Raw genomic sequence first — 23,068 nt, 5'->3', positions numbered from 1 at the left:
GTCCGCCGCCGTCGGCACGGCATCGGTCGAAAGCGCTTGGGGCGCCATGCAGATTCGTGACCTACCGTATGCCGACCCGGGGGAACCGGACGTCCGTTCGGGCTCCCGCTTCCTCCTCTGGCTCGGTCGGCGCCAGCTCGGCGGGCAGCTGAGCTGTCTGCTGTGGGGGCTGCTGCTGCACCTCGGCATCGCCGGGCTGCCGCTCGGCGTCGGCATCGCCGTGCAGGCGGTCGTGGACCGCGACGGCGGCCGCCTCGGTCTCGGGATCGGACTGCTCGTCGCGTTCGGCCTGGCCATCGCGGCCGGCGACACCATGGTGCACCGGGTGGCCGTCACCAACTGGATCACGGCCGCCGCGCGGGTCCAGCAGCTGCTGTCGCGCAAGACCGCCGAGCTCGGCGCGATGCTGACCCGGCGGGTCGCCGCGGGCGAGGTCGTGGCCGTCTCGACCGGTGACGTGGAGAAGATCGGCTGGTTCGTCGAGGCGGTCTCCCGCTTCGCGTCCGCCGCCCTGGCGCTGGTCCTCGTCTGCGTCGGGCTCGTGCTCTACCAGCCGGACCTCGGCCTGGTGGTGGCGCTCGCCGTGCCCGTCCTCGCGCTCGCCGCGCTGCCGTTGCTGCCCCGCGCCACCCGCCGGGCCGACGAACAGCGCGAGAAGGCCGGCCGGGCCACCGAACTGGCCTCCGACACCGTCGCCGGACTGCGCGTCCTGCGCGGCATCGGCGGCGAGGAGCTGTTCCTCGGCCGCTACCGGGCCGCCTCGCAGGAGGTCCGCCGGGCCGCCGTGCGCAGCGCCCGCATGTGGGCCCTGATCGCGGCGATCCAGGTGCTGCTGCCGGGCCTGTTGCTCGTCGGCGTCGTCGTGTACGGAGCGGTGCTCGCACTCGACGGCAGGGTCACGGTCGGCCAACTCGTCACCGTGTACGGGGCGGTGGCGCTCACCCACCATCCGCTGCGCACCTTCGAGGAGATCGCCATGGCGTACTCCTTCTCCCGGCCCTCCGCCACGCGCGCCGCCCGGGTGCTCGCCCTGTCCCGTACGGCCACCACCCCGAGCGGACCCCTGCCGGCGGCCGTCGCTCCTCAAGCGGCGCCGGGCAGTGACCTGTACGACCCGGTGACCGGGGTGCTCGCCCCGGCGGGGCGGCTCACGGCGGTGGTGTGCGGCGACCCGGACGCCGCCGGACGGCTCGCGGACCGGCTCGGCGGCCATCCCGCGGAGGGCGGTGGCGAGGGACACGCCTCGGTGCTGCTCGGCGGTGTCCCGCTCGACGAACTGCCGCTCGACGCCGCCCGCCGTGCCGTCCTCGTCCAGGACAAGGACCCGGTGCTGCTGTCGGGGACCCTGGCGGAGCTGCTCGACGTGCCGTCCTCCGGCAGGGTCACGGCGGCCGAGGCCCTGGAGGCCGCCCGGTGCGGGGACGTCCTCGACGCCCTCGCCCAGGTCTCCGTCGACAGTGACGGCGACCCGATGCGGACCCGGATCACCGAGCGCGGCCGGTCGCTCTCCGGCGGCCAGCGCCAGCGGCTCGCCCTGGCCCGCTCCCTGGTCACCGACCCGGAGGTGCTGGTCCTGGACGAGCCGACCTCGGCGGTCGACTCGCACACCGAGGCCCGGGTGGCGGCCGGCGTCAAGCGGCTGCGGGCCGGCCGGACGACGGTGGTCCTGGCCTCCTCGCCGCTGCTGCTCGACCTGGCCGACCGGGTCGTCCTGGTCGACGGCGGCACGGCGGTCGCGGTCGGCACCCACCGCGACCTGCTCGCCCGTGAGCCCCGCTACCGGGCGGTGGTCACCCGCGAGACCGACGGCGATCCGGGGGCCTTCGGCCCGCTCGGCGACGGACTGGCGAAAGAGCCGTCGAAACGGCTGGACGAAGAGCTGCGCGCAGGACTGCGCGAAGAGCTGCAGGACGAACTGGAAGGGGAGTCGGCATGATCGGCCTGGCACCGCCCGCGTACGACCCGGCGACGCCCCGCTCCGCGACGACGCTGCCCGTCGGCACCCCGGCGACGGTGAAGTCGTACGTCCGGGAGCTGCTGCGCCGCCACCGGGGCGCCTTCGTCGCGCTGGTCGCCGTCAACGGCGTCGCCGTGATCGCCTCCATGGCGGGCCCCTACCTCCTCGGCTCGCTCGTCGACGACCTGGCGGCCGGGGCCCGGGAGCTCCCCCTGGAGCGCACCGCCGCGCTGTTCGCCCTCGCGCTCGTGGTCCAGGCCGTGTTCGTCCGCCTGGTACGGCTGCGCGGGGCGATGCTCGGCGAGGAGATGCTGGCCGATCTCCGCGAGGACTTCCTGGTGCGCTCCGTGGGCCTGCCGCCGGGCGTCCTGGAGCGGGCCGGCACCGGCGACCTGCTGTCGAGGATCACCACGGACGTCGACCGGCTGGCCAACGCGATGCGCGAGGCGGTGCCCCAGCTCGTCATCGGCCTGGTATGGGCGGCGCTGCTCGTCGGCGGCATCGCGGTGGTCGCGCCGCCGCTGGCGCTCGCGCTGCTGATCGCCGCGCCCCTGCTGATCGCGGGATGCCGCTGGTACTTCCGGCGCGCCCCCTCGGCGTACCGCTCGGAGGCGGCGGGGTACGCGGCCGTCGCCGCCGCCCTCGCCGAGACCGTGGACGCGGGCCGTACGGTCGAGGCGCACCGCCTCGGCAGGCGCCGGATCGAGCTGTCGGACCGTCGGATCGCCCAATGGACCGCGTGGGAGAGGTACACCCTGTTCCTCCGCTCGGTGCTCTTCCCGGTCATCACCCTCACCCACACGGTCGTGATCACCTCCGTGCTCCTGGTCGGCGGCGTCTTCGTCCTGAAGGGCTGGATGGACGTGGGGCAGCTGACCACGGGCGCGCTGCTCGCGCAGATGCTGGTCGACCCCGTGGGCATCGTGCTGCGGTGGTACGACGAGCTCCAGGTGGCGCAGGTGTCCCTCGGCCGGCTCGTCGGCGTGCGGGAGATTCAGCCCGGGGCCGGTGACCCGGAGCTGAGGCCCGAGGGGCGGACCGTGCGGGCCGACGAGGTCCGCTTCGGCTACCAGGAGGGCGTCGACGTGCTGCACCGGGTGTCGCTGGACGTCGCGCCGGGCACCCGGCTCGCCCTGGTCGGGCCCTCGGGCGCCGGGAAGTCGACGCTGGGCCGGCTGCTCGCCGGCATCTACGCCCCGGGATCCGGCACGGTCACGCTCGGTGCGGCGGAGCTGGCGCGGATGCCGGCGGAGCGGGTGCGCGAGCACGTCGCCCTGGTCAACCAGGAGCACCACGTCTTCGTGGGCTCGCTCCGCGACAACCTGCTGCTCGCCCGGGCGGGTGCCGGGGACACCGAGCTGTGGGCGGCCCTGGCGGCCGTCGACGCCGACGGCTGGGCCCGCGCCCTGGAGGAGGGCCTGGACACCGAGGTCGGCTCGGGCGGCCTGGCCCTCACCCCGGCGCAGGCCCAGCAGGTGGCGCTCGCCCGCCTCGTCCTGGCCGACCCGCACACCCTCGTCCTGGACGAGGCCACCTCGCTCCTCGACCCGCGCGCGGCCCGTCACCTGGAGCGCTCCCTGGCCCGCGTCCTGGACGGCCGCACGGTCGTCGCCATCGCCCACCGCCTGCACACGGCCCACGACGCCGACCTGATCGCCGTCGTCGAGGGCGGCCGGATCAGCGAGCTGGGCAGCCATGACGAACTGGTGGCGGCGGACGGGGCGTACGCGGCGCTGTGGCGTTCCTGGCACGGGTAGCGGAGACGGGGTGGCCGCGGGCACAGCGGCCGCTGCTCCGCATCGGGCACTCCGGCGGCCGGCCCGGCCCGGCGCCGGAGGCTCCGACCCCGGGCAGCGGCCCGCCCTCGCGGGCTCAGGCCCGGTAGTAGGCCTCGATCGGTGCGCGGGCCGCGTCGAACAGGGCCGGGCCGTCCTGCCGCACCGTGGGCCGGGCTCCCGACCCGGGGTTCAGCGCGATGAGTTGAGCGGTGGACAGCGCGTGGACGACGCGGCCGAGACCGGAACGGACGATGGCGCCGGCGCACATGCCGCAGGGTTCGCAGCTGGTGTACATGGTGGTGTCCGCGGCCGTGTCGGGGTCGAGTTCGCGGGCCGCCCACCGGGCCAGCTTCAGTTCGGGGTGGGCGGTGATGTCGTCGTCGCGCCGGACGGTGTTGTGGGCCTCGGCGAGGACGGTGCCGTCGGGCCCGGCCAGCAGGGAGCCGTAGGGCGCGTCGCCCAGGGTGACGGCGTGCGCGGCGATCTCGATCGCGCGGCGCAGCAGCCTCTCGTCGGCAGGGGTGATCACGGTGCTGTCCTCCGGTGGTCGGCCAGGGCGGTGAGAGTCCGCCAGGTCTGCTGGGGTCTGCGGGTCTCGTCCGGGTCGCCGTGGTACGGGTCGAGCACGACGGTGTGGGCGCCGAGCCGGTCGAGCCGGTCGAGGTCGTCCAGGATCTGTTCGAGGGTGCCGACGCCGGCGGGGCGGTCGGGCGCGTCGACCGGTGTGGCGGTCCGCCGCAGGGCGATGCGTGGTGCGAACCCGGGCAGCTCGTACCGGGTCACGACCGAGCGCATCCAGTCGAGCGTGCCCCGCAGCGGGTGCCAGGCGTCGCCGAAGCGGACGGCACGGCGGATGCCCGCCTCGCTGTTGCCGCCCACCCAGATCGGCACCGCGCCCGCCCCGGCGTCCGTCCGCCATGCCTGGCGCAGGGCGCGCAGGGCGTCGTCGGTGAGCCGGCCGCGCGCCGAGAAGGGCACGTCGAGCGCCTCGAACTCCTGGCGGGCCCAGCCGACGCCCACACCGAGCACCAGACGGCCGCCGCTGAGCCGGTCGAGAGTGGCGGCGGTCCGTGCCACGAGCAGCGGATGCCGGTACGGCAGTACCAGGACGGTGGTGCCGAGCCGTATGCGCGTGGTGAGGCCGGCGAGCCAGGAGAGCGTGGTGAACACCTCGTGGAACGGTTCGGGGTACCGCTCGGCGACGTCGGGGGTGACGGCCACGTGGTCCGACACCATGAGCAGGTCGTAGCCGAGCCCCTCCACCGTGAGGGCCCACTCGCGCAGGACGCCGGGGTCCGTCCCGGGGCCGAAGTTCGGTACGTTCACGCCGATTCGCATGACCGGAGGCTATCCCCGTGATCATGACCGAGTGAAGAAGGTCTTCCCTGCGATGGCGGCCGATCGCCGTGACTTTCCCGGTACCGTCGGCACATGACCGTGAATCTCGACGCCGTGGACTGGGCGATCATCGAGCAGTTGCAGCAGGAGGCCCGGATCTCGCTCAGCGAGCTGGGGCGGCGGGTGAGTCTCAGCCCGTCGGCGACCACCGAGCGGGTGCGCCAGTTGGAGGCGGCCGGCGTCATCAGCGGCTACCACGCCGTGGTCGACCTGGCGAAGGTCGGCTATCCGGTGCTCGCCCTCGCCCGGCTCAAGTACCCGGGCAACCGCCACGAGCCGCTCCGGCGCCTGCTCGCCGAGCGCAGGGAGATCCTGGAGTGCCTGCGTACCACCGGCGACGACTGCTACACCCTGAAGGTGGCCGCGACGTCCATGGAGCACCTGGAGACGCTCATGGACGAGCTGGCGGGCTTCGGCAGCACCACGACGAGCGTCGTCTACCGGCAGACGCTGCCGTCGCGCGGACCGGCCCGGCCCGGATCCGCCCCCGGACGGTAGCCGGGAGGCGGGCGTCGGTCCGACGCCCGCGGCAGGGCGGGCCGCCCGGCTGCCGGGCGCGCCGGGTGCCGGCCCGGGGCGGACCTACAGGAAGCCGAGCGCCGAGGCGCCGCCCACGCCGCCGAGGAGCATGAAGGCCGGCATGAGGACCTTCAGCTCCACCCAGCTGCCCGCCCGGAAGCGCATGCCCCTGGGCGGGCCGACGGGATACCAGCGCTTGCGGCCGACCGGGATGGGCCACAGGATCGGGCAGCCGGAGACCGTCAGGGCGTCGCCGATGTCGTGGACGAGGGCGCCGAGGACGACGGGCAGGCCCAGCCACAGGTACTCCTGGCCGGGGCCGGTGAAGAGCCAGTCCGACCCGTTGCCCGGCTGGTCGAGGACGCCCGCGAGGATCCAGGCGCTGGTGGCGCCGAGCAGCCAGACCAGGACGTCGCTGGACATGCGCGCGGCGCGCCACAGCAGGCCCTCGACCGCGAGGACGAGGTGGACGAAGAGGATCGTCAGGACCGCCCAGCGGTCGCCGGTCACGGCGGCCACGGAGCAGCCGGCCCCGATCAGGACCGCCCACAGCCAGGTGTGGGTGAGGGTCCGGTGTCCGCCGGACCTGCGCGGGTCGGCGGCGGAACGGGTGGCCTTGTAGACGGCGTACGACAGCTTGTCGACGATCCCGCACAGGCCCCGCGAGACCGGTCCGAAGGCGCGCGAGATCGTCGCCGACTTGTGGTCGAGGTCGGGCGCGAGGGCCGCGCCCGCGCAGATGAGGGCGCCGACGACGAGGACCGGCCAGGGCATCGGGTGGCCGAAAGCCGCTGCCGCCGCTCCGACGCCCAGCCAGGCCGCCGCTCCGGACAGCGAGTGCGCCGGTCCCATCATGTTCGTTCCCCGCCCCGTTCCACCTGCGCCGGCGTCCACTTGACGGCCGGTCGGGCCACCGTTCGCACCGCCGGCCGACGGGCCAGCCTATCCTCCGTGATCTTGCTGCCGGCGGCCGGTTCCCTCATCCGGGGGGAATCCAGGCAAGATGGGGGCGTGACCCTTATCGATCAGCTGCCGCCGACCGCCGACCCCGATGCCCTTTTCGAGTCCTTCTCCTCATGGGCGGAGGGCCGGGGCATCACGCTCTACCCGGCCCAGGAGGAGGCGCTGATCGAGGTGGTCTCCGGGGCCAACGTGATCCTGTCCACCCCGACCGGTTCGGGAAAGTCGCTGGTCGCGGCGGGTGCGCACTTCACCGCCCTGGCCAATGACCAGGTGACCTTCTACACGGCGCCGATCAAGGCGCTGGTGTCGGAGAAGTTCTTCGACCTGTGCAAGATCTTCGGCACGGAGAACGTCGGCATGCTGACCGGCGACGCCTCCGTGAACGCGGACGCGCCGGTCATCTGCTGCACGGCCGAGGTCCTGGCCTCGATCGCGCTGCGCGACGGCAGGCAGGCCGACATCGGCCAGGTCGTCATGGACGAGTTCCACTTCTACGCGGAGCAGGACCGCGGGTGGGCCTGGCAGATCCCGCTCCTGGAACTCCCGCAGGCCCAGTTCGTCCTGATGTCCGCCACCCTCGGCGACGTGTCGATGTTCGAACAGGACCTCACCCGGCGCACCGGCCGGCCGACGGCGGTGGTCCGCTCGGCGACCCGGCCGGTCCCGCTGTCGTACGAGTACCGGCTCACCCCGATCACCGACACCCTCACCGAGCTGCTGCAGACCAAGCAGGCACCGGTCTACATCGTCCACTTCACGCAGGCGCAGGCCGTGGAACGCGCGCAGTCGCTGATGAGCATCAACATGTGCTCGCGCGAGGAGAAGGACGCCATCGCCGAGATGATCGGCAACTTCCGGTTCACCACCAAGTTCGGCAAGAACCTCTCCCGCTACGTCCGGCACGGCATCGGCGTGCACCACGCGGGCATGCTGCCGAAGTACCGGCGGCTCGTGGAGAAGCTGGCACAGGCGGGCCTGCTGAAGGTGATCTGCGGCACGGACACCCTCGGGGTCGGCGTCAACGTCCCCATCCGTACGGTGCTGTTCACGGCCCTGACGAAGTACGACGGCAACCGGGTGCGCACGCTGCGGGCCCGTGAGTTCCACCAGATCGCGGGCCGGGCGGGCCGGGCCGGCTTCGACACGGCCGGTCTCGTGGTGGCGCAGGCCCCCGAGCACGTCATCGAGAACGAGAAGGCGCTCGCCAAGGCCGGCGACGACCCGAAGAAGCGCCGCAAGGTGGTCAGGAAGAAGGCCCCGGAGGGCTTCGTCGCCTGGTCGGAGAACACCTTCGAGAAGCTGATCGCCTCCGAGCCGGAGCCGCTGACCTCCCGCTTCCGCGTCACCCACACCATGCTGCTCTCGGTGATCGCCCGTCCGGGCAACGCCTTCGAGGCGATGCGCAAGCTCCTGGAGGACAACCACGAGCCGCGCAAGGCGCAGCTGCGGCACATCCGCCGAGCCATCGCGATCTACCGCTCGCTGCTCGACGGCGGGGTCGTGGAGCAGCTGGACGCGCCGGACGCCGAGGGCCGCACGATCCGCCTGACGGTGGACCTCCAGCAGGACTTCGCGCTCAACCAGCCGCTGTCGACGTTCGCGCTCGCGGCCTTCGACCTGCTGGACCCGGAGTCGCCGTCGTACGCCCTGGACATGGTGTCGGTGGTCGAGTCGACCCTCGACGACCCGCGCCAGATCCTGGCCGCGCAGCAGAACAAGGCGCGCGGCGAGGCGGTCGGCGCGATGAAGGCCGACGGCGTCGAGTACGAGGAGCGCATGGAGCGGCTCCAGGAGATCACGTACCCGAAGCCGCTGGAGGAGCTGCTCTGGCACGCGTACAACGTGTACCGGAAGTCGCACCCGTGGGTCGGTGACCACCCGGTGTCGCCGAAGTCCGTCATCCGCGACATGTACGAACGGGCGCTGTCGTTCACGGAGTTCACCTCGTTCTACGAGCTGGCGCGCACCGAGGGCATCGTGCTGCGCTATCTGGCGAGCGCGTACAAGGCGCTGGACCACACGATCCCTGACGACCTGAAGACGGAGGACCTGGAGGACCTGATCGCCTGGCTGGGCGAGATGGTGCGGCAGGTCGACTCCTCGCTGCTCGACGAGTGGGAGCAGCTGGCCAACCCGGAGGTGGAGACCGCCGAGGAGGCCCAGGAGAAGGCCGACCAGGTCAAGCCGGTCACGGCGAACGCGCGCGCCTTCCGGGTCCTGGTGCGCAACGCGATGTTCCGGCGGGTGGAGCTGGCGGCGCTGGACCACGTGGGCGAGCTGGGCGAGCTGGACGCGGAGTCCGGCTGGGACGCCGAGGCGTGGGGCGAGGCGATGGACGCGTACTGGGACGAGTACGACGACCTCGGCACCGGTCCGGACGCGCGCGGCCCGAAGCTGCTGTCGATCGAGGAGGACCCGGCGCACGGTCTGTGGCGCGTCCGGCAGACCTTCGCGGATCCGAACGGCGACCATGACTGGGGCATCAGCGCCGAGGTGGACCTGGCGGCCTCGGACGAGGAGGGCCGGGCCGTCGTCCGCGTGACGTCGGTCGGGCAGCTGTAGAGCACGGCCCCGGCACGGCACGGGGGCGGTGGCACGGGTGTAGTGGGGCGGCTGTCGCCGGGCAGCCGTCGTCAGCACGGGAGGAGCACGAGGTGACCAGTCCCGCCGAGAGGCTTGTGGACCTGCTCGATCTGGAGCGGATCGAGGTGAACATCTTCCGCGGCCGCAGCCCTCAGGAGTCGCTCCAGCGGGTCTTCGGCGGGCAGGTCGCGGGCCAGGCCCTGGTGGCGGCCGGCCGCACCGTGGACGGCGACCGCCCGGTGCACTCCCTGCACGCCTACTTCCTGCGGCCGGGCCGCCCGGGCGTGCCGATCGTCTACCAGGTGGAGCGGGTGCGCGACGGGCGGTCCTTCACCACCCGGCGGGTCACCGCGGTCCAGGAGGGCCGGACGATCTTCAACCTGACGGCCTCCTTCCACCTCCCGGAGGAGGGCGCCTTCGAGCACCAGCTGCCGCCCCGGCACCTCACCGATCCGGAGACCCTGCCGAACCTCGCGGACGAGATCCGCGACCACCTGGGCTCGCTGCCGGAGGCGCTGGAGCGGATGGCCCGCCGCCAGCCCTTCGACATCCGGTACGTGGACCGCCTGCGCTGGACGAAGGAGGAGGTCACGGACGCGGACCCGCGCAGCGCCGTGTGGATGCGGGCGGTCGGGCCGCTGGGCGACGACCCGCTGGTCCACACCTGCGCGCTGACGTACGCCTCCGACATGACCCTGCTCGACGCGGTGCGCATTCCCGTCGAGCCGCTCTGGGGGCCGCGGGGCTTCGACATGGCGTCCCTGGACCACGCGATGTGGTTCCACCGGCCGTTCAGGGCCGACGAGTGGTTCCTGTACGACCAGGAGTCGCCGATCGCGACGGGCGGGCGGGGCCTCGCCCGCGGCCGGATCTACGACCGCGAGGGCCGGCTGCTGGTGTCGGTGGTCCAGGAGGGCCTGTTCCGGAAGCTGTAGCCGGTCTCCCGGCCAGGCCGTCTCGCGACCGGCCATCTCCACGGACCAGGGCGTATCGCGGCCCGGCCGCCTCACAGAGCAGGGCGTCTCACAGACCGGGCAGGGTGTCCTGCGCGACCTCGTGCCGCCGGGTGCGGATGTCCGGGCCCGGCGGGTGGAGCTTGGCGTCGCAGGCGGGGCCGAGGCCGGTGCGGCGGGACTCCGCACCGGTCAGCGGGCGCCCGCACAGCCGGCACCACACACGGTGCGGCCCCTCCCCCGTCTCCGGGGCGGGGCCGATCTCGATTGCCAGCGGTTCGTCACCCATGCTGAGATCAAACCTCATCCCCACGAGGAGCTGTGCATGAGCCTGTACGACATTCCGCTGAAGACCCTCACCGGTGAGCCGCTCTCGCTCGCCGATTTCCGCGACCGGGCCGTCCTCGTCGTGAACGTGGCGTCCAAGTGCGGTCTCACCCCGCAGTACGCCGCTCTCGAACGGCTGCAGAAGGAGTACGGGGAGCGCGGCTTCACCGTCCTCGGCGTGCCGTGCAACCAGTTCGCGGGCCAGGAGCCGGGCAGCGCCGAGGAGATCGGGACCTTCTGCTCGGTGACGTACGGCGTGACGTTCCCGCTCCTGGAGAAGACGGACGTGAACGGCGCCGGACGGCACCCGCTGTACGCGGAGCTGACGCGGGTGGCGGACGCCGACGGCGAGGCGGGGGACGTCCAGTGGAACTTCGAGAAGTTCCTCATCGGCCGTGACGGCGTCGTCACCCGTTTCCGCCCGCGCACCGAGCCCGACGCCCCCGAGGTCGTGGCGGCCATCGAGGCCCAGCTTGTCTGAGCCGGGGGTGGTGGAGCGGCTGCGGGCCGCGGGCTGCGTCTTCGCCGAGGAGGAGGCGGAGCTGCTCGCCCTGGCCGCCGCCGGTCCGGCCGAGCTCGACGCGATGGTCGAGCGGCGGGCCGCGGGCCTGCCGCTGGAACACGTGGTGGGCTGGGCCGAGTTCGCGGGGCTGCGGATCGAGGTGGACGGCGGGGTGTTCGTCCCGCGCCGGCGTACGGAGTTCCTGGTGCGGCAGGCGGTGTCGCTGGCCCGGCCGGGCGCCGTATGCGTCGACCTGTGCTGCGGCTCCGGCGCGGCGGCCGCGGTGCTGCTCGACGCCGTCGAGGGTGCCGAGGTGCACGCGTCCGACATCGAACCGGCCGCGGTCCGCTGCGCCCGCCGCAACGTGGAGCCGCGCGGCGGGCGGGTGCACGAGGGAGACCTCTTCGCCCCGCTGCCGGGCGGGCTGCGCGGCCGGGTCGAGGTCCTGGTCGCCAACGTCCCGTACGTCCCGAGCGGCGACGTCCCCTTCCTGCCGCCCGAGGCCCGCGACCACGAGCCGCTGGTCGCCCTGGACGGCGGATCGGACGGTCTGGACGTGCTGCGCCGCGTCGCCGCCGAGGCGGTCCACTGGCTGGCCCCGGGCGGGCACCTGCTGTCGGAGACCAGCGAGCGCCAGGCCGCCGACGCCCTGGCGGCCGTCACCGCCCAGGGCCTGACCGCCCGGGTCGTCGAGGACGAGGACCTGTACGCGACGGTGATCGTGGCGAGCCGGAATTCCTGACCCGCCTCCTCGCATCCGCCGGCGGATTCCGGGCAGCCGCCACGCGATCCGCCCCGGCGGGAAGAGCGATACGAGAGGAGGCCGGTGATCATGGCCGACGTCAGCCCCATCGACGTGCAGAAGGCGCTGAAGGGCGCGGAGTACCCGGCGAGCGCCGACGACCTGGTGTCCCTGGCGCGGGACAACGGCGCCGGCGACGAGGTGGTGCAGCGGCTGCGCTCGTCCGGGACGAAGCGCTACGACGGACCCGACGACGTCCAGAAGGCCCTGTTCTCCGGCGGCGACGGCGGCTGACCGCCGCCGGGGGGGCTGCTGGTTAGGGTGGGCGGCGTGCGTGTACTGCTGGTCGAGGACGACGAGAACCTCCGGTTCGGGGTGGCCGCCGCGTTGCGGGCCGCCGGTCTCGCCGTCGACGAGGCGGGCGATCTGCCGCAGGCGGACGAGGCGCTGTTCGTCACCGCGTACGACTGCGCCGTCTTCGACCGGATGCTGCCTTCGGGGGACGCCGCCACCTATGTGGAGGGGCTGCGGCGCGGCGGCCGGGGCGTGCCGGTGCTGTTCCTGACCGCGCGCGACACCGTCGCCGACCGGGTGGAGGGTTTCGCGAGCGGCGGCGACGACTACCTGGTCAAGCCGTTCGCGGTGCCCGAGCTGGTCGCCCGGGTGCGGAGCCTGTGCCGCCGTGCCGCGGTGGTCCGTCCTCCGGTGCACCGCGTCGGTGACCTGGAGATCGACACGGCGCGCCGGCTCGTCCGGCGCGCCGGCGTGCTGCTGACCCTCACGGGCCGGGAGTTCGCCGTGCTCGAGGTCCTCGCCGCCCACGCCGACCAGGCGGTCTCCCGCGCGACGCTGATCGAGAGCTGCTGGGACGAGATGGCCGAGCCGCAGTCGAACGTGCTGGAGGTGCTGGTCTCGCAGCTGCGCCGCAAGCTCGGCGATCCGCCACTGATCCACACCGTGCGCGGGGTCGGTTACCGGCTCGCGCCGGACGGGGCGCGGTGAGGCGGGGCCGCGCTCGCCGCCCGGGGGCGCTGACGCCCACGGAGCGGGTGCTGCGGCTGCGCCGGCAGATCAGTCTGCTGTTCGCGCTGACCAGCGCGCTCGGCCTGATCACGATGGCCGTACTCGCGGTGCGCAGCGACAGCGGGCGCTGGCGCGAACAGCTCGATCACGCGATGGACGCGGACACCAGCTGGGCCCTGGGACTGCTGGAGACGGACGCGGACGGGCGGCTCGACACGTCCGTCCTCGTCGACACGATGAACATCGACTGTCCGCCGCTGACGGTGCTCCTGGTGTCCGGCGGGGAGCCCCCGGACGCCGCGGACCCGCCGGGCGCCCCGGACGCCCACGACCCTCCGGACGGATCCCGGGCCCCGGACTCCCCGGGCAGCCCGCTCCCCGAGGCCACCGACGGTCCCGGCCGTCTGACCGTGCGGCACGCCCCGGCCAGGCCGTGTCAGGCCGTGGACCGTGCCGTGGTCCTGGCGGCCGGCCGCGCGGCGGTGGACGCCGAGGACGTACGGGCCTTCGACCGGCGTTCCACGGACGGCTCGCCCGTACGGGTGTTCGCGATGCCGTTCTACGACGCCGAGGCCGCGGCGGACGACGCCCCGCAGGGCGTCCTGGTGACCGTGGCCGACGCGACCGCGCAGCAGGACGACCACCGGCGCCTGGTGTGGCTGGTCACGGGCGGCTGTGCGCTGCTCGTGCTGCTGTCCGCCGCGGTGGGCCACGTGCTGTCGGGGCGGGCGGTCCGCCCGGCCCTGGAGGCCCTGGCCCAGCAGGAGGCGTTCCTCGCGGACGCGGCGCACGACCTGCGGACCCCGGCGGCGTCGCTGCGGACCCTCGCCGAGACGGCCCTGCGCGGCGAGACGGACAGCGCGGACGTGCACCGGCGCACCCTGCGCCTGGCCGAGGGCATGGGCCGGCTGGTCGACGGGCTGCTCACCCGGGCCCGGCTGATGTCCGGCACGGCCGCGCCCGCGCGCCAGCCGCTGCGCCTCGACCAGCTGGTGGAGGCCGTGGTCGAGGAGGCGCCCACCGAGGGCCATCGGGTCCGCGTCGAGACCGAGGACACGGTCGTCGTCGCCGATCCCGACCTGGTGCGCCGGGCCGTGGCCAATCTGCTCGGCAACGCGCTCGCCCACGGCCACGCCCCGGGCCGGCCGGCGGACGTGCGGGTCGCGGTGGCGGCCGACGGGACGGTGACGGTCGAGGACGCGGGGCCCGGCCTGCCGCCCGAGGTGGCGGGCGCGCTGTTCGACCGCTTCCGCAGCGGCTCGGGCTCCACGGGACTCGGTCTGTCCATCGCGTCCTGGGTCGCCCGTGCCCACGGCGGCACGCTCACCGCCGACCGGGGCGCCCTGGGCGGCGCCCGGTTCGTCCTGCGGCTCCCGACGTCCCTCTGACGTGCCGGCCCGACGGCCGGACGGACGGACGGAGGGACGGAGGGACGGAGGGACGGAGGGACGGAGGGCGGACGGCCTCAGGAAAACCTCAGCATGCGCGCGTGATCCTTCGGTGGACCGACCACCCAAGGAGAGTTCCCCGTGATCCGCGCCCACGCCCGCCGCCGTCGTCGTCCGGCTCTCGTCGTCGCCCTCGCCGTCCTCGGCGCCGCCTCCCTGGCCGCGTGCACGGCCGGGCCGGGACCCGAACGGGGTCGGCCGGGACCCGGCGCCGCGTCCGCCGCCGATCCGGCCGAGCGTCCGGACCTGCGGCGCTTCTACGGGCAGGAGCTCGCCTGGCGGGACTGCGGCGAGCTGCTCTGCGCCTCGCTCACCGTGCCGATGGACTACTCCCGTCCCGGCGACGGCCGGACCTTCGTGCTGCCGGTGGCGAAGGCCGCCGCGTCCGCCGCGGGACGCCGGGCCGGGGCGCTCGTCTTCAACCCCGGCGGACCGGGCGAGCGCGGCGTGCAGGCCCTCCGGGACGGGCTCGCCGAGGACCTGGGGCGAGGCGTGCGGGAACGGTTCGACGTCGTGGCGTTCGATCCGCGCGGGGTCGGGGAGAGCCGGCCCGCCCTGACCTGCCGTACGGCCGGGGAGGAGGAGCCGGACGGGGACGGCACGGCCGGCGGCCCGGTCGCGCTCCACCCGCGTACGGCGGCCGAACGGGCCGCCGCCGTCGCCGACGCGCGGGCGACGGCCGCGGCCTGCCGGAAGGCCAGCGGCCCGCTGCTGCCGCACGTGGGGACAGACGACGCGGCCCGGGACCTGGACGTGCTGCGGGCGGCGCTGGGCGAGCGGAGGCTGACGTACGTCGGCTGGTCGTACGGCACGAGCCTGGGCACCTCGTACGCCGAGCAGTTCCCGCGCCGGGTGCGGGCGATGGTCCTGGACGGGGCGGTCGATCCGGCGCTCGACTGGCGGCAGCGCGCGCTGAGCCAGTCCAGGGGCTTCCGGAAGGCCGTCGAGGACTACGCGGTCTCCTGCGCGGACACGGTCGGCGACGGCTGTCCCGGTGCCACGCCCGAGGAGATACGTGCCCTGATCGACCGCCTGGTCGAGCGGACGGAGCGCGCGCCGCTGCCGGTCGACGGCTCCGCCGAGGGTCTCGACGCCTCCGGTGTGGTCGCGGCGCTCGCCCTGTCCATGTACACGCCGGAGGAGCAGTGGGAGGACCTCTCGGCGGCGCTGCGCGCCGCCGACGAGGGGGACGGCACGGCGCTGGCGGCGCTGGCCGCGGAGCCGGAGGAGGGCGAGGAGGACGACGCGGCGGGCGAGGGGGACCCCTCCGGCGGCACCGCGGGGTCCGCCGCACCGGACGGGCCCGGCGGACCCACCGGAACCGCCCGCCCCGCCGAGCCGTCCGAGCCGTCCGAGCCGTCCGAGCCGTCCGAGCCGTCCGAGCCGTCCGAGCCGTCCGAGTCCGACGGGCCCGACGTGCCGGAGGACAACTCCGAAGCGGCGCTGATCGCCGTCAACTGCCTCGACGTGCCCCACCCCCGCGACGAGCGGGCCTACTGGGACGCCCTCGACGCGGCGCACCGGGCGGCCGGTGCGTACGGCACCACCGGCGTGACCGGCGAACTGGTCTGCAAGGACTGGCCGGCCGGGCGCCAGCGGCCGCACCGGGTGAAGGCCGACGGTGTGCCTCCGGTCCTCGTCGTGGGCACGGCCGGCGACCCGGCGACGCCCTACGAGGAGGCGGTGAGCCTGGCGCGGCAGTTCCCCGGCGGCATGCTGCTGTCCTTCGAGGCGGCGGGCCACACCGGCTACGGCCGGAACGCCTGCGTCGACCGCGCGGTCGAGGCGTATCTGGTCGATCTGGTGAAGGTCCGCCCCGGCACCACCTGTTCCGGCTGACGCACCCCGGTCAGGTACGGGCCCTCAGTCGGCAGCGGGCCGGGCCGAGGGCCTGGAGGGTGATCGCGGAGCCCAGCGGGACGTGGGTGTCGACGGCCTCCAGCTCGTAGGACTGGAGGATCATCGCCAGGGCGATCACCGACTCCAGCATCGAGAAGTGCTGGCCGATGCAGGCGCGCGGGCCGCCGCCGAAGGGGAACCAGGCGTAGCGGGGGCGGGCGGCCTCGGCCTCGGGGGTGAAGCGGTCGGGGTCGAAGCGCTCGGGGTCGTCCCAGTAGCGCGGGTGACGGTGGGTCACCCACGGGGAGACGATGACGTCCGCGCCGGCGGGGATCAGGTGGCCGCCGATCTCGGTGGCGGCGACGGCCCGGCGTCCGATGGCCGGGGCGGCCGGGAAGAGCCGCATGGCCTCCTTGAGGACCCGGGTGAGGTGGGGCAGCGCGTCGAGGTCCTCGGCCCCGGGCGTGCGGCCGGCGAGCACCCGGTCGATCTCCTCGTGGGCGCGCTTCTGCTCCTCGGGGTGGCGGGCGAGCAGGTGCAGCGCGAAGCCCATGGAGGTGGCGGTGGTCTCGTGGCCGGCGAGCAGGAACACCAGGACCTGCTCGCGCAGTTCGGCCGCGTCGAAGCCGCCGTCCTCGTCGCTTCCGGCGGCGACCAGGAGGGTCAGCAGGTCCCGTCCCGTCCCGCTCGTCCCGGCCGCCCGCCGCTCGGCGATGATCCGGTCGCAGACGGCGTACAGCTCCTCGTGGGCCGCGGCGGCGCGCCGGTTGCCGGGGGTGGGCCAGTCGCGCGGGAGCTTGCGGGGCGCGAAGCCGCGGCTGGAGACGTAGGCGCCGAGGACCGGGAAGCAGCGCTCGACGATGCCGACGGCCTCCTCGACGTCGGTGCCGAACAGGATGCGGGCGACGGCCCGCAGGGCGAGCCCGGTCATCTCGTGGACGACGTCGACGGTGTCCTCGGCCCGCTCCTGCCAGCCGTCGGTGAGCCGGGTGACCTCGGCGGCGACGGCACCGGCGTAGGTGTCGACGCCGCGGCGGGTGAAGAGCGGTTGGACGAGGCGGCGTTGGCGCAGGTAGTCGTCGTCCTGACTGGTGAGCAGTCCGTTGCCGAAGGACTCGCGGATCTCCTGGTAGAAGGCGTTGTCCTTGCGGAAGTTGGCGGCGTCGCCGGCGAGGACCTGCTGGGCGCCCTCGGCGGAGAACACGCAGTGGACCACGCCCCGCATGCCGGGCGGCCCCGCCGTGATCCGGACGACGTCCCCGTGGTCGCGCCGGGCCTTCAGGAAGGTGCCGAGCGAGTCGTTCCTGAGGTCGAGCAGTGAGCCGAGCAGTGGAAGCCCGGTGAGTTCGGGTATCGCCATCGTCATGTCCCCCTGTGAACGTGCGGCGTGGTGATTGTGCCCCAGGAGGTGACCGGCCGGTAGGCGGCGCGTCGGCCCCCGGGGCGGGAGCGTTGTCAGTGGGGTCTGCGAGGCTGCCCTCATGGACGCACCCGAGATGACCGTGCAGTTGACGGTGGACTGCGCCGAGCCCCGGCGCCTGGTCGCCTTCTGGGCAGAGGCCCTCCACTACGTGCCGGAGCCGCCGCCGGACGGCCACCCGAGCTGGAACGCCTACTGGCGGGCGATCGGCGTGCCCGAGGACGAGCTGGAGGACGGCGCCGGGGAGCTGCCGGAGTCGATCGTGGATCCGAAGGGAGCCGGTCCCCGGGTCTGGTTTCAGCAGGTGCCGGAGCCCAAGACGGTCAAGAACCGGCTGCATCTGGACCTGAAGGTGGGCGGTGGCCGGGGGGTGCCGCTCGCCGTCCGCCGCGCGCGCGTGGACACCGAGGTGGCCCGGCTGACGGAGCTGGGCGCCTCGGTGCTGTGCACGAGGGACGAGCCGGAGGGCATGGACTACTACGCGGTGGTGCTCCAGGACCCCGAGGGCAACGAGTTCTGTGTGGTGTGAGCCCTCCGGCCCGGTCCGTGGTGCGTCAGCGGATCGGCATGCCCGAGAGGGTGCGGGCGATGACGAGGCGCTGGATCTCGCTCGTGCCTTCGAAGATCGTGTAGATCGCGGCGTCGCGGTGCATGCGCTCGACCGGGTACTCACGGGTGTAGCCGTTGCCGCCGAGGATCTGGATGGCCTGGGCGGTGACCTTCTTGGCGACCTCACTCGCGTACAGCTTGGACATCGAGCCCTCGGCGGAGGTGAAGGGCTTGCCGGCGGTCGCCATCCAGGAGGCGCGCCAGACGAGGAGGCGGGCGGCGTCGATCTGGGTGCGCATGTCGGCGAGCTGGAAGGCGACGCCCTGGTTGTCGATGATCGGGCGGCCGAACTGCTCGCGGGTCTTGGCGTAGTCGAGGGCGACCTCGTAGGCGGCGCGGGCGGTGCCGACGGCCATGGCGCCGACGGCGGGCCGGGAGGCCTCGAAGGTGGCCATGGCGGCGTTCTTGACCCTGTCCCCGCTCTTCGCCTTCTCGCGGGCGCGGGCGAGGCGCTCGTCGAGCTTTTCCTTGCCGCCGAGCAGGCAGTGGCCGGGGACGCGGACGTCCTCCAGGACGACCTCGGCGGTGTGGGAGGCGCGGATGCCGTGCTTCTGGAACTTCTGGCCCTGGGAGAGACCGGGGGTGTTCGGCGGCACGATGAAGGAGGCGTGGCCCTTGGAGCCGAGCTCGGGGTCGACGACGGCGACGACGACGTGGACGTTCGCGATGCCGCCGTTGGTCGCCCAGGTCTTGGTGCCGTTGAGCACCCACTCGTCCTTGGCCTCGTCGTAGACGGCGCGGGTGCGCATGGAGGCGACGTCGGAGCCGGCGTCGGGCTCGGAGGAGCAGAAGGCGGCGACCTTGACGTCGTCGGCGTCGCCGTACATCTGGGGGACCCAGGTGCCGATCTGCTCCTCGGTGCCGTTGGCGAGGACGCCGACGGCGGCGAGGCCGGTGCCGACGATGGACAGGGCGATTCCGGCGTCGCCCCAGAAGAGCTCCTCCATGGTCATCGGGATGCCGAGGCCGGTGGGGTCGAAGAACGCTTGCGCGTAGAAGTCGAGGGAGTAGATTCCGAGCTTGGCGGCTTCCTGGATGATCGGCCAGGGCGTCTCCTCGCGCTCGTCCCACTCGGCGGCCGCGGGGCGCATCACGTCGGCCGCGAAGCCGTGGAGCCAGTCGCGCACCTGCTTCTGGTCGTCGTTGAGCTCGAGCGTGAACTCGGCCATGGTCCCTCCCAGCGATATGTTACTTGCGGTAACAGCAGTCTGTTACCGGTGGGTAGAGGCTGTCAACCAGCACCGGAGCGCTTCCTGCCGGGCGACGGCCGGACGGCACGGGGTGCCGCCCGGGTGTTACGTTGCGACAAGCCTCAGGAATTCGTACGGGCGGGGAGACACGCTTATGGACACCACACACCGGACCACCACCGACCAGCAGAAGCCGGCCGACCAACGGCGTCGCGAGCTGCTGGAGGCGGCGGACCGCGTGGTGCTCCGGGACGGCCCCAAGGCCTCCATGAACGCGATCGCCGCCGAGGCGGGCATCACCAAGCCGATCCTGTACCGCCACTTCGGCGACAAGGGCGGGCTCTACCGCGCCCTCGCCACCCGGCACACCGACGCCCTGCTCTCGGCGCTCCGGGCCGCGCTCGACGCGCCCGCCGACCGGCGGCAGCGGGTGGAGGCCACCCTCGACACCTATCTGGCCTCCATCGAGGCCATGCCGCAGGTCTACCGCTTCCTCATGCACCCCGCCGAGGAGTCCCACCAGTCCGAGCAGGGCTTCGACGTCGGCCGCCACTCCGCCCCGCTGCTGCGCCGCATGGGCGAGGAGCTCGGCCAGGTCATCGCCGAGCGCATCGACCTGGGACCGGGCGGCGAGGCGCAGGCGCGGATCTGGGGGCACGGGATCGTCGGCATGATGCACGCCGCCGGTGACTGGTGGCTCGGCGAACGCCCCTGCTCGCGCGCGGAGTTGGTGCGCGCCCTGGCGGACGTCCTGTGGGGCCGGCTGGCCGGCGCCCAGGACCGCGCGGACGGCCCCGGCTTCTGACGTCTTTCCGGCCTCCCTCGCCTCAGGGGGCTTCGAGCCGGGCTCGCGACCGCGACCGTGCTCGGCCCCCTCGCGCCTCGTGGGCCTCCGCGCGCCCGAAGCCGTTCCCCCGGCGCCCCCGTCGGCTCGCCCGGCGACGTCCCGGCCGGGCCGCCGTCGCGGGCGCCGTCCCCGGCTCACCCCTCCAGCACTCCCGCGCCGCTCCCCCACGGCTCCTTCCGGATCGCCCGGAGCAGCCGGCGCCGGGCCCGGCCGGTGACGTGGTCGGCGTAGACCCCGCCCCGCAGGTGGTCGCACTCGTGCTGGAGGCAGCGGGCGAAGAAGCCGGTGCCCTCGATCCGGACCGGAGTGCCGTCCGTGCGGACGCCCTCGACGACCGCGCGGTCGAAGCGCGGGGTCGGGGCCTCGAGACCGGGCAGCGACAGACAGCCCTCCGGGCCGCTGAAGAGGTCCCCGTCCGCCGCCACCAGGCGCGGATTGACCACGTGGCCCAGGTGCCGGACGTCCTCGTCGTCCGGGCAGTCGTAGACGAAGACCCGCAGCCCCACGCCCACCTGGTTGGCGGCCAGGCCCACGCCGTTCGCCGCGTACATCGTCGCGAACATGTCCTCGACCAGCCGGGCCAGCTCCGGTCCGAAGTCGGTGACGGTCTCGCAGGGGGTGTGCAGCACCGGTTCGCCGAGCAGGGTCATCGCTCGGACGTGGCCGGAAGTGCCGGGGATCAGGCGGTTTCGCATGGGCGCAAGGGTACGTTCAGGGGTCAGCCCGGTCGTGGCGCGGTGCCGTGGTTCGGGCTGCTGGCCGGATCTCGATAGGCTGAGCCCGGACCGACGCAAGGAGGAACAAGGACGATGTCAGGCAGCAACTCGGAGCCGCTGTCGCCGCGCGCCAAGCTGGCCGTGACGGCGGGCAAGGCCGCCGCCGCGGTGTCGCGGGCAGCGGGACGCGGCAGCGGATCGGTGATCGGCGGCCGGGTCGCGCTGAAGCTCGACCCCGATCTGCTGGGGCGGCTCGCGCAGCATCTGGACGTCGTGCTCGTGTCGGCGACCAACGGAAAGACCACCACGACCCGACTGATCGCCGAGGCGCTGCGCGCCAGCGGCCCGGTCGTGTCGAACGCGCTCGGCGCCAACATGCCCGCCGGCATCACCTCCGCCCTGGCCGGCGGCTCGGACGCCCGCTACGGCGTCATCGAGGTCGACGAGAAGTACCTCGCCGGCGTCGCCCGGGACACCACGCCCAAGGCGATCGCGCTGCTCAACCTCTCCCGCGACCAGCTCGACCGCGCCGCGGAGACCCGGATGCTGGCCGAGAAGTGGCGCGAGGGCCTCAACGGCACCAAGGCCGTCGTGATCGCCAACGCCGACGACCCGCTGATCGTGTGGGCCGCCTCCTCCTCCCCCAACGTGGTGTGGGTCGCCGTCGGCCAGGAGTGGAAGGACGACGCCTGGTCCTGCCCCGCCTGCGGCGGTGTGCTCCAGCGCCCCGGCGACGACTGGTTCTGCGGCGAGTGCGGCTTCCGCCGTCCCGCGCCGAGCTGGGCGCTCAGCGGCGACCACGTGCTCGACCCGCACGGTTCGGCCTGGCCGATCCACCTCCAGCTGCCCGGCCGCGCCAACAAGGCCAACGCCGCCACCTCCGCCGCGGTCGCCGCGGTCTTCGGGGTGCCGCCGCAGGTCGCCCTGGAGCGCATGTACCAGGTGCAGGCCGTCGCCGGCCGCTACGACGTGGTCTCCTTCCAGGGCCGTGAGCTGCGGCTGCTGCTCGCGAAGAACCCGGCCGGCTGGCTCGAAACGTTTTCCCTGATCGACCAGCCGCCGACCCCGGTGATCCTGTCCGTCAACGCGCGCGGCGCCGACGGCACGGACACCTCCTGGCTGTGGGACGTGGACTACGGACGCCTGGCCGGCCACCCGATCATGGTGATCGGCGACCGAAAGCTGGACCTCGCGGTCCGCCTGGAGGTCGCGGGCGTGGACTTCCGCGTGTGCGAGACGCTCGACGAGGCCGTCACGGTGGCGCCGCCCGGCCAGATCGAGCTGATCGCCAACTACACCGCCTTCCAGGACGTCCGCCGCCGCGTCGGCAACTGACCCGACTCGACCTTCGCAAAGGGACTCGCAGCATGACTGACAGCAGCCTGCGTCTGGTCTGGGTCTACCCGGACCTGCTCAGCACCTACGGCGACCAGGGCAACGTCCTCGTCGTCGAGCGCCGTGCCCGCCAGCGCGGCCTCAGCGTCGAGCGCGTCGACGTGCGCAGCGACCAGCCGGTGCCCACCTCCGGCGACATCTACCTGATCGGCGGCGGCGAGGACCGCCCGCAGCGCCTGGCGGCGGAGCGGCTGCTCCGCGACGGCGGCCTGAGCCGGGCCGCCGCCAACGGCGCGATCATCTTCTCGGTGTGCGCCGGCTACCAGATCCTGGGCCACGAGTTCGTCAACGACGTCGGCGAGCGCCAGGCCGGCCTCGGCCTGCTCGACGTGACCACGGTCCGCGGCGAGGGCGCCCGCTGCGTCGGCGACGTGCTGGGCGACATCGACCCGCAGCTGGGCCTGCCCCAGCTCACCGGCTTCGAGAACCACCAGGGCGTCACCCACCTCGGCCCGACCGCCCGCCCGTTCGCCCGGACCGTGTTCGGCAAGGGCAACGGCACCGGCGACGGCACGGAGGGCGCGTACAACGACACCGTCTTCGGCACGTACATGCACGGCCCGGTCATGGCGCGGAACCCGCAGATCGCGGACCTGCTCCTGAAGCTGGCGCTCGACGTGAACGCGCTGCCGCCGACGGACGACCGCTGGTACGAGGCGCTGCGCGCCGAGCGCATCGCGGCGGCCACGCAGCCCGCCTGACGGCCCGTCGCACCGCCGGACGCCCGGCCACGCGCCGCACGTCTGAGCGCCTATACGCACAGGAGATGCGCAAGTAAAGACGGTGTCCAATCCGCGGACATCCGGTTCGGCCCCGCCACCCGGCACCGATAGGGTGGCGGGGATCCAGCCGGACGACG

General features: G+C 73.8%; 22 protein-coding genes. 15 read left to right on the top strand and 7 right to left on the bottom strand.

The window, feature by feature from the left end; translation table 11 throughout:
* The first annotated feature begins 46 nt into the window (after nucleotides 1-46).
* Together ABD954_RS30045 and ABD954_RS30040 are read left to right on the top strand one after the other, a co-directional pair.
* Nucleotides 47-1,936 carry an ABC transporter transmembrane domain-containing protein gene (locus ABD954_RS30045; protein ID WP_345490776.1) on the top strand — a complete coding sequence of 630 codons (1,890 nt, stop codon included), beginning with the start codon at nucleotides 47-49 and terminating at the stop codon, nucleotides 1,934-1,936.
* Nucleotides 1,933-3,714 (top strand): ABC transporter ATP-binding protein, encoded by a 1,782-nt coding sequence (locus ABD954_RS30040; protein ID WP_345490774.1) that lies wholly within the window; start codon nucleotides 1,933-1,935, stop codon nucleotides 3,712-3,714. Before ABD954_RS30045 ends, ABD954_RS30040 begins: the two co-directional genes overlap by 4 nt.
* A 115-nt stretch (nucleotides 3,715-3,829) precedes the next feature.
* On the opposite strand, the gene ABD954_RS30035 is transcribed toward ABD954_RS30040, so the two are convergent.
* Nucleotides 3,830-4,264 (bottom strand): nucleoside deaminase, encoded by a 435-nt coding sequence (locus tag ABD954_RS30035; RefSeq protein WP_345490772.1) that lies wholly within the window; start codon nucleotides 4,262-4,264, stop codon nucleotides 3,830-3,832.
* A complete protein-coding gene (locus ABD954_RS30030; protein ID WP_345490771.1) occupies nucleotides 4,261-5,073 on the bottom strand; it encodes an LLM class flavin-dependent oxidoreductase in 813 nt (270 codons plus the stop codon). Before ABD954_RS30030 ends, ABD954_RS30035 begins: the two co-directional genes overlap by 4 nt.
* A 93-nt stretch (nucleotides 5,074-5,166) precedes the next feature.
* On the opposite strand from ABD954_RS30030, the gene ABD954_RS30025 reads away from it, so the two are divergent.
* Nucleotides 5,167-5,631, top strand: coding sequence for an Lrp/AsnC family transcriptional regulator (locus tag ABD954_RS30025; protein WP_345490769.1), 465 nt, complete (start codon nucleotides 5,167-5,169; stop codon nucleotides 5,629-5,631).
* Between the two features lie 84 nt (nucleotides 5,632-5,715).
* On the opposite strand, the gene ABD954_RS30020 is transcribed toward ABD954_RS30025, so the two are convergent.
* Complete coding sequence (locus ABD954_RS30020) at nucleotides 5,716-6,507, bottom strand: metal-dependent hydrolase (protein WP_345490767.1); 792 nt, start codon at nucleotides 6,505-6,507, stop codon at nucleotides 5,716-5,718.
* 96 nt (nucleotides 6,508-6,603) lie between these two features.
* On the opposite strand from ABD954_RS30020, the gene ABD954_RS30015 reads away from it, so the two are divergent.
* Nucleotides 6,604-9,177, top strand: coding sequence for a DEAD/DEAH box helicase (locus tag ABD954_RS30015; protein ID WP_345490765.1), 2,574 nt, complete (start codon nucleotides 6,604-6,606; stop codon nucleotides 9,175-9,177).
* A 92-nt stretch (nucleotides 9,178-9,269) separates the two neighbouring features.
* Nucleotides 9,270-10,133 (top strand): acyl-CoA thioesterase, encoded by an 864-nt coding sequence (locus tag ABD954_RS30010; RefSeq protein WP_345490763.1) that lies wholly within the window; start codon nucleotides 9,270-9,272, stop codon nucleotides 10,131-10,133.
* An 88-nt stretch (nucleotides 10,134-10,221) separates the two neighbouring features.
* Here ABD954_RS30010 and ABD954_RS30005 read toward each other — a convergent pair whose 3' ends face one another.
* On the bottom strand, nucleotides 10,222-10,440 hold the full coding sequence (locus ABD954_RS30005) for a DUF6011 domain-containing protein (protein ID WP_345490761.1): 219 nt from the start codon (nucleotides 10,438-10,440) through the stop codon (nucleotides 10,222-10,224).
* 36 nt (nucleotides 10,441-10,476) lie between these two features.
* On the opposite strand from ABD954_RS30005, the gene ABD954_RS30000 reads away from it, so the two are divergent.
* From ABD954_RS30000 to ABD954_RS29975, 6 genes are all read left to right on the top strand, one after another.
* Nucleotides 10,477-10,959, top strand: coding sequence for a glutathione peroxidase (locus ABD954_RS30000; RefSeq protein WP_345490759.1), 483 nt, complete (start codon nucleotides 10,477-10,479; stop codon nucleotides 10,957-10,959).
* A complete protein-coding gene (locus ABD954_RS29995; protein ID WP_345490757.1) occupies nucleotides 10,952-11,722 on the top strand; it encodes a putative protein N(5)-glutamine methyltransferase in 771 nt (256 codons plus the stop codon). Before ABD954_RS30000 ends, ABD954_RS29995 begins: the two co-directional genes overlap by 8 nt.
* 90 nt (nucleotides 11,723-11,812) lie before the next feature.
* Nucleotides 11,813-12,016 carry a DUF2795 domain-containing protein gene (locus tag ABD954_RS29990; RefSeq protein WP_345490755.1) on the top strand — a complete coding sequence of 68 codons (204 nt, stop codon included), beginning with the start codon at nucleotides 11,813-11,815 and terminating at the stop codon, nucleotides 12,014-12,016.
* Between the two features lie 36 nt (nucleotides 12,017-12,052).
* Nucleotides 12,053-12,724, top strand: coding sequence for a response regulator transcription factor (locus ABD954_RS29985; protein ID WP_345490753.1), 672 nt, complete (start codon nucleotides 12,053-12,055; stop codon nucleotides 12,722-12,724).
* Between the two features lie 47 nt (nucleotides 12,725-12,771).
* Nucleotides 12,772-14,133: a sensor histidine kinase gene (locus tag ABD954_RS29980; protein WP_345490751.1), complete on the top strand. Its 1,362-nt coding sequence runs from the start codon at nucleotides 12,772-12,774 to the stop codon at nucleotides 14,131-14,133.
* A 141-nt stretch (nucleotides 14,134-14,274) separates the two neighbouring features.
* The gene (locus ABD954_RS29975) at nucleotides 14,275-16,032 is read left to right on the top strand and encodes an alpha/beta hydrolase (RefSeq protein ID WP_345490749.1); all 1,758 of its coding nucleotides are present in this window, start codon (nucleotides 14,275-14,277) and stop codon (nucleotides 16,030-16,032) included.
* A gap of 10 nt (nucleotides 16,033-16,042) precedes the next feature.
* Here the strand turns inward: ABD954_RS29975 and ABD954_RS29970 are convergent, their stop codons facing one another.
* On the bottom strand, nucleotides 16,043-17,398 hold the full coding sequence (locus ABD954_RS29970; protein ID WP_345490747.1) for a cytochrome P450: 1,356 nt from the start codon (nucleotides 17,396-17,398) through the stop codon (nucleotides 16,043-16,045).
* A gap of 115 nt (nucleotides 17,399-17,513) precedes the next feature.
* On the opposite strand from ABD954_RS29970, the gene ABD954_RS29965 reads away from it, so the two are divergent.
* Nucleotides 17,514-17,981 (top strand): VOC family protein, encoded by a 468-nt coding sequence (locus ABD954_RS29965; RefSeq protein ID WP_345490745.1) that lies wholly within the window; start codon nucleotides 17,514-17,516, stop codon nucleotides 17,979-17,981.
* 25 nt (nucleotides 17,982-18,006) lie between these two features.
* On the opposite strand, the gene ABD954_RS29960 is transcribed toward ABD954_RS29965, so the two are convergent.
* The gene (locus ABD954_RS29960; protein WP_345490743.1) at nucleotides 18,007-19,230 is read right to left on the bottom strand and encodes an acyl-CoA dehydrogenase family protein; all 1,224 of its coding nucleotides are present in this window, start codon (nucleotides 19,228-19,230) and stop codon (nucleotides 18,007-18,009) included.
* A gap of 175 nt (nucleotides 19,231-19,405) precedes the next feature.
* Between ABD954_RS29960 and ABD954_RS29955 the strand changes: the two genes are divergently transcribed.
* On the top strand, nucleotides 19,406-20,056 hold the full coding sequence (locus tag ABD954_RS29955; protein WP_345490741.1) for a TetR/AcrR family transcriptional regulator: 651 nt from the start codon (nucleotides 19,406-19,408) through the stop codon (nucleotides 20,054-20,056).
* Nucleotides 20,057-20,232: 176 nt separating this feature from the next.
* Here ABD954_RS29955 and def read toward each other — a convergent pair whose 3' ends face one another.
* Entirely contained in the window at nucleotides 20,233-20,793 is a 561-nt protein-coding gene (gene def / locus ABD954_RS29950; protein WP_345490739.1) for a peptide deformylase, read from the bottom strand.
* 114 nt (nucleotides 20,794-20,907) lie between these two features.
* On the opposite strand from def, the gene ABD954_RS29945 reads away from it, so the two are divergent.
* Entirely contained in the window at nucleotides 20,908-22,149 is a 1,242-nt protein-coding gene (locus ABD954_RS29945; protein WP_345490737.1) for a Mur ligase family protein, read from the top strand.
* Nucleotides 22,150-22,181: 32 nt separating this feature from the next.
* A complete protein-coding gene (locus ABD954_RS29940; RefSeq protein ID WP_345490735.1) occupies nucleotides 22,182-22,910 on the top strand; it encodes a type 1 glutamine amidotransferase in 729 nt (242 codons plus the stop codon).
* The last annotated feature ends 158 nt before the right edge of the window (nucleotides 22,911-23,068 follow it).

Origin of the sequence: Streptomyces roseoviridis, assembly GCF_039535235.1 — a bacterium.
GTDB lineage: Bacteria > Actinomycetota > Actinomycetes > Streptomycetales > Streptomycetaceae > Streptomyces > Streptomyces roseoviridis.
This window is presented reverse-complemented; position numbering and strand designations above follow the sequence as displayed.

What these genes read in the sequence shown, in the direction of transcription:
- ABD954_RS30045 (WP_345490776.1), top strand. Translation starts at nt 47, where the DNA reads ATGCAGATTCGTGACCTACCGTATGCCGACCCGGGGGAACCGGACGTC.
- ABD954_RS30040 (WP_345490774.1), top strand. Translation starts at nt 1,933, where the DNA reads ATGATCGGCCTGGCACCGCCCGCGTACGACCCGGCGACGCCCCGCTCC.
- ABD954_RS30030 (WP_345490771.1), bottom strand. Translation starts at nt 5,073, where the DNA reads ATGCGAATCGGCGTGAACGTACCGAACTTCGGCCCCGGGACGGACCCC.
- ABD954_RS29945 (WP_345490737.1), top strand. Translation starts at nt 20,908, where the DNA reads ATGTCAGGCAGCAACTCGGAGCCGCTGTCGCCGCGCGCCAAGCTGGCC.
- ABD954_RS29965 (WP_345490745.1), top strand. Translation starts at nt 17,514, where the DNA reads ATGGACGCACCCGAGATGACCGTGCAGTTGACGGTGGACTGCGCCGAG.
- ABD954_RS29955 (WP_345490741.1), top strand. Translation starts at nt 19,406, where the DNA reads ATGGACACCACACACCGGACCACCACCGACCAGCAGAAGCCGGCCGAC.
- ABD954_RS29960 (WP_345490743.1), bottom strand. Translation starts at nt 19,230, where the DNA reads ATGGCCGAGTTCACGCTCGAGCTCAACGACGACCAGAAGCAGGTGCGC.
- ABD954_RS30020 (WP_345490767.1), bottom strand. Translation starts at nt 6,507, where the DNA reads ATGATGGGACCGGCGCACTCGCTGTCCGGAGCGGCGGCCTGGCTGGGC.
- def (WP_345490739.1), bottom strand. Translation starts at nt 20,793, where the DNA reads ATGCGAAACCGCCTGATCCCCGGCACTTCCGGCCACGTCCGAGCGATG.
- ABD954_RS30000 (WP_345490759.1), top strand. Translation starts at nt 10,477, where the DNA reads ATGAGCCTGTACGACATTCCGCTGAAGACCCTCACCGGTGAGCCGCTC.
- ABD954_RS30025 (WP_345490769.1), top strand. Translation starts at nt 5,167, where the DNA reads ATGACCGTGAATCTCGACGCCGTGGACTGGGCGATCATCGAGCAGTTG.
- ABD954_RS29970 (WP_345490747.1), bottom strand. Translation starts at nt 17,398, where the DNA reads ATGACGATGGCGATACCCGAACTCACCGGGCTTCCACTGCTCGGCTCA.
- ABD954_RS30005 (WP_345490761.1), bottom strand. Translation starts at nt 10,440, where the DNA reads ATGGGTGACGAACCGCTGGCAATCGAGATCGGCCCCGCCCCGGAGACG.
- ABD954_RS29940 (WP_345490735.1), top strand. Translation starts at nt 22,182, where the DNA reads ATGACTGACAGCAGCCTGCGTCTGGTCTGGGTCTACCCGGACCTGCTC.
- ABD954_RS29990 (WP_345490755.1), top strand. Translation starts at nt 11,813, where the DNA reads ATGGCCGACGTCAGCCCCATCGACGTGCAGAAGGCGCTGAAGGGCGCG.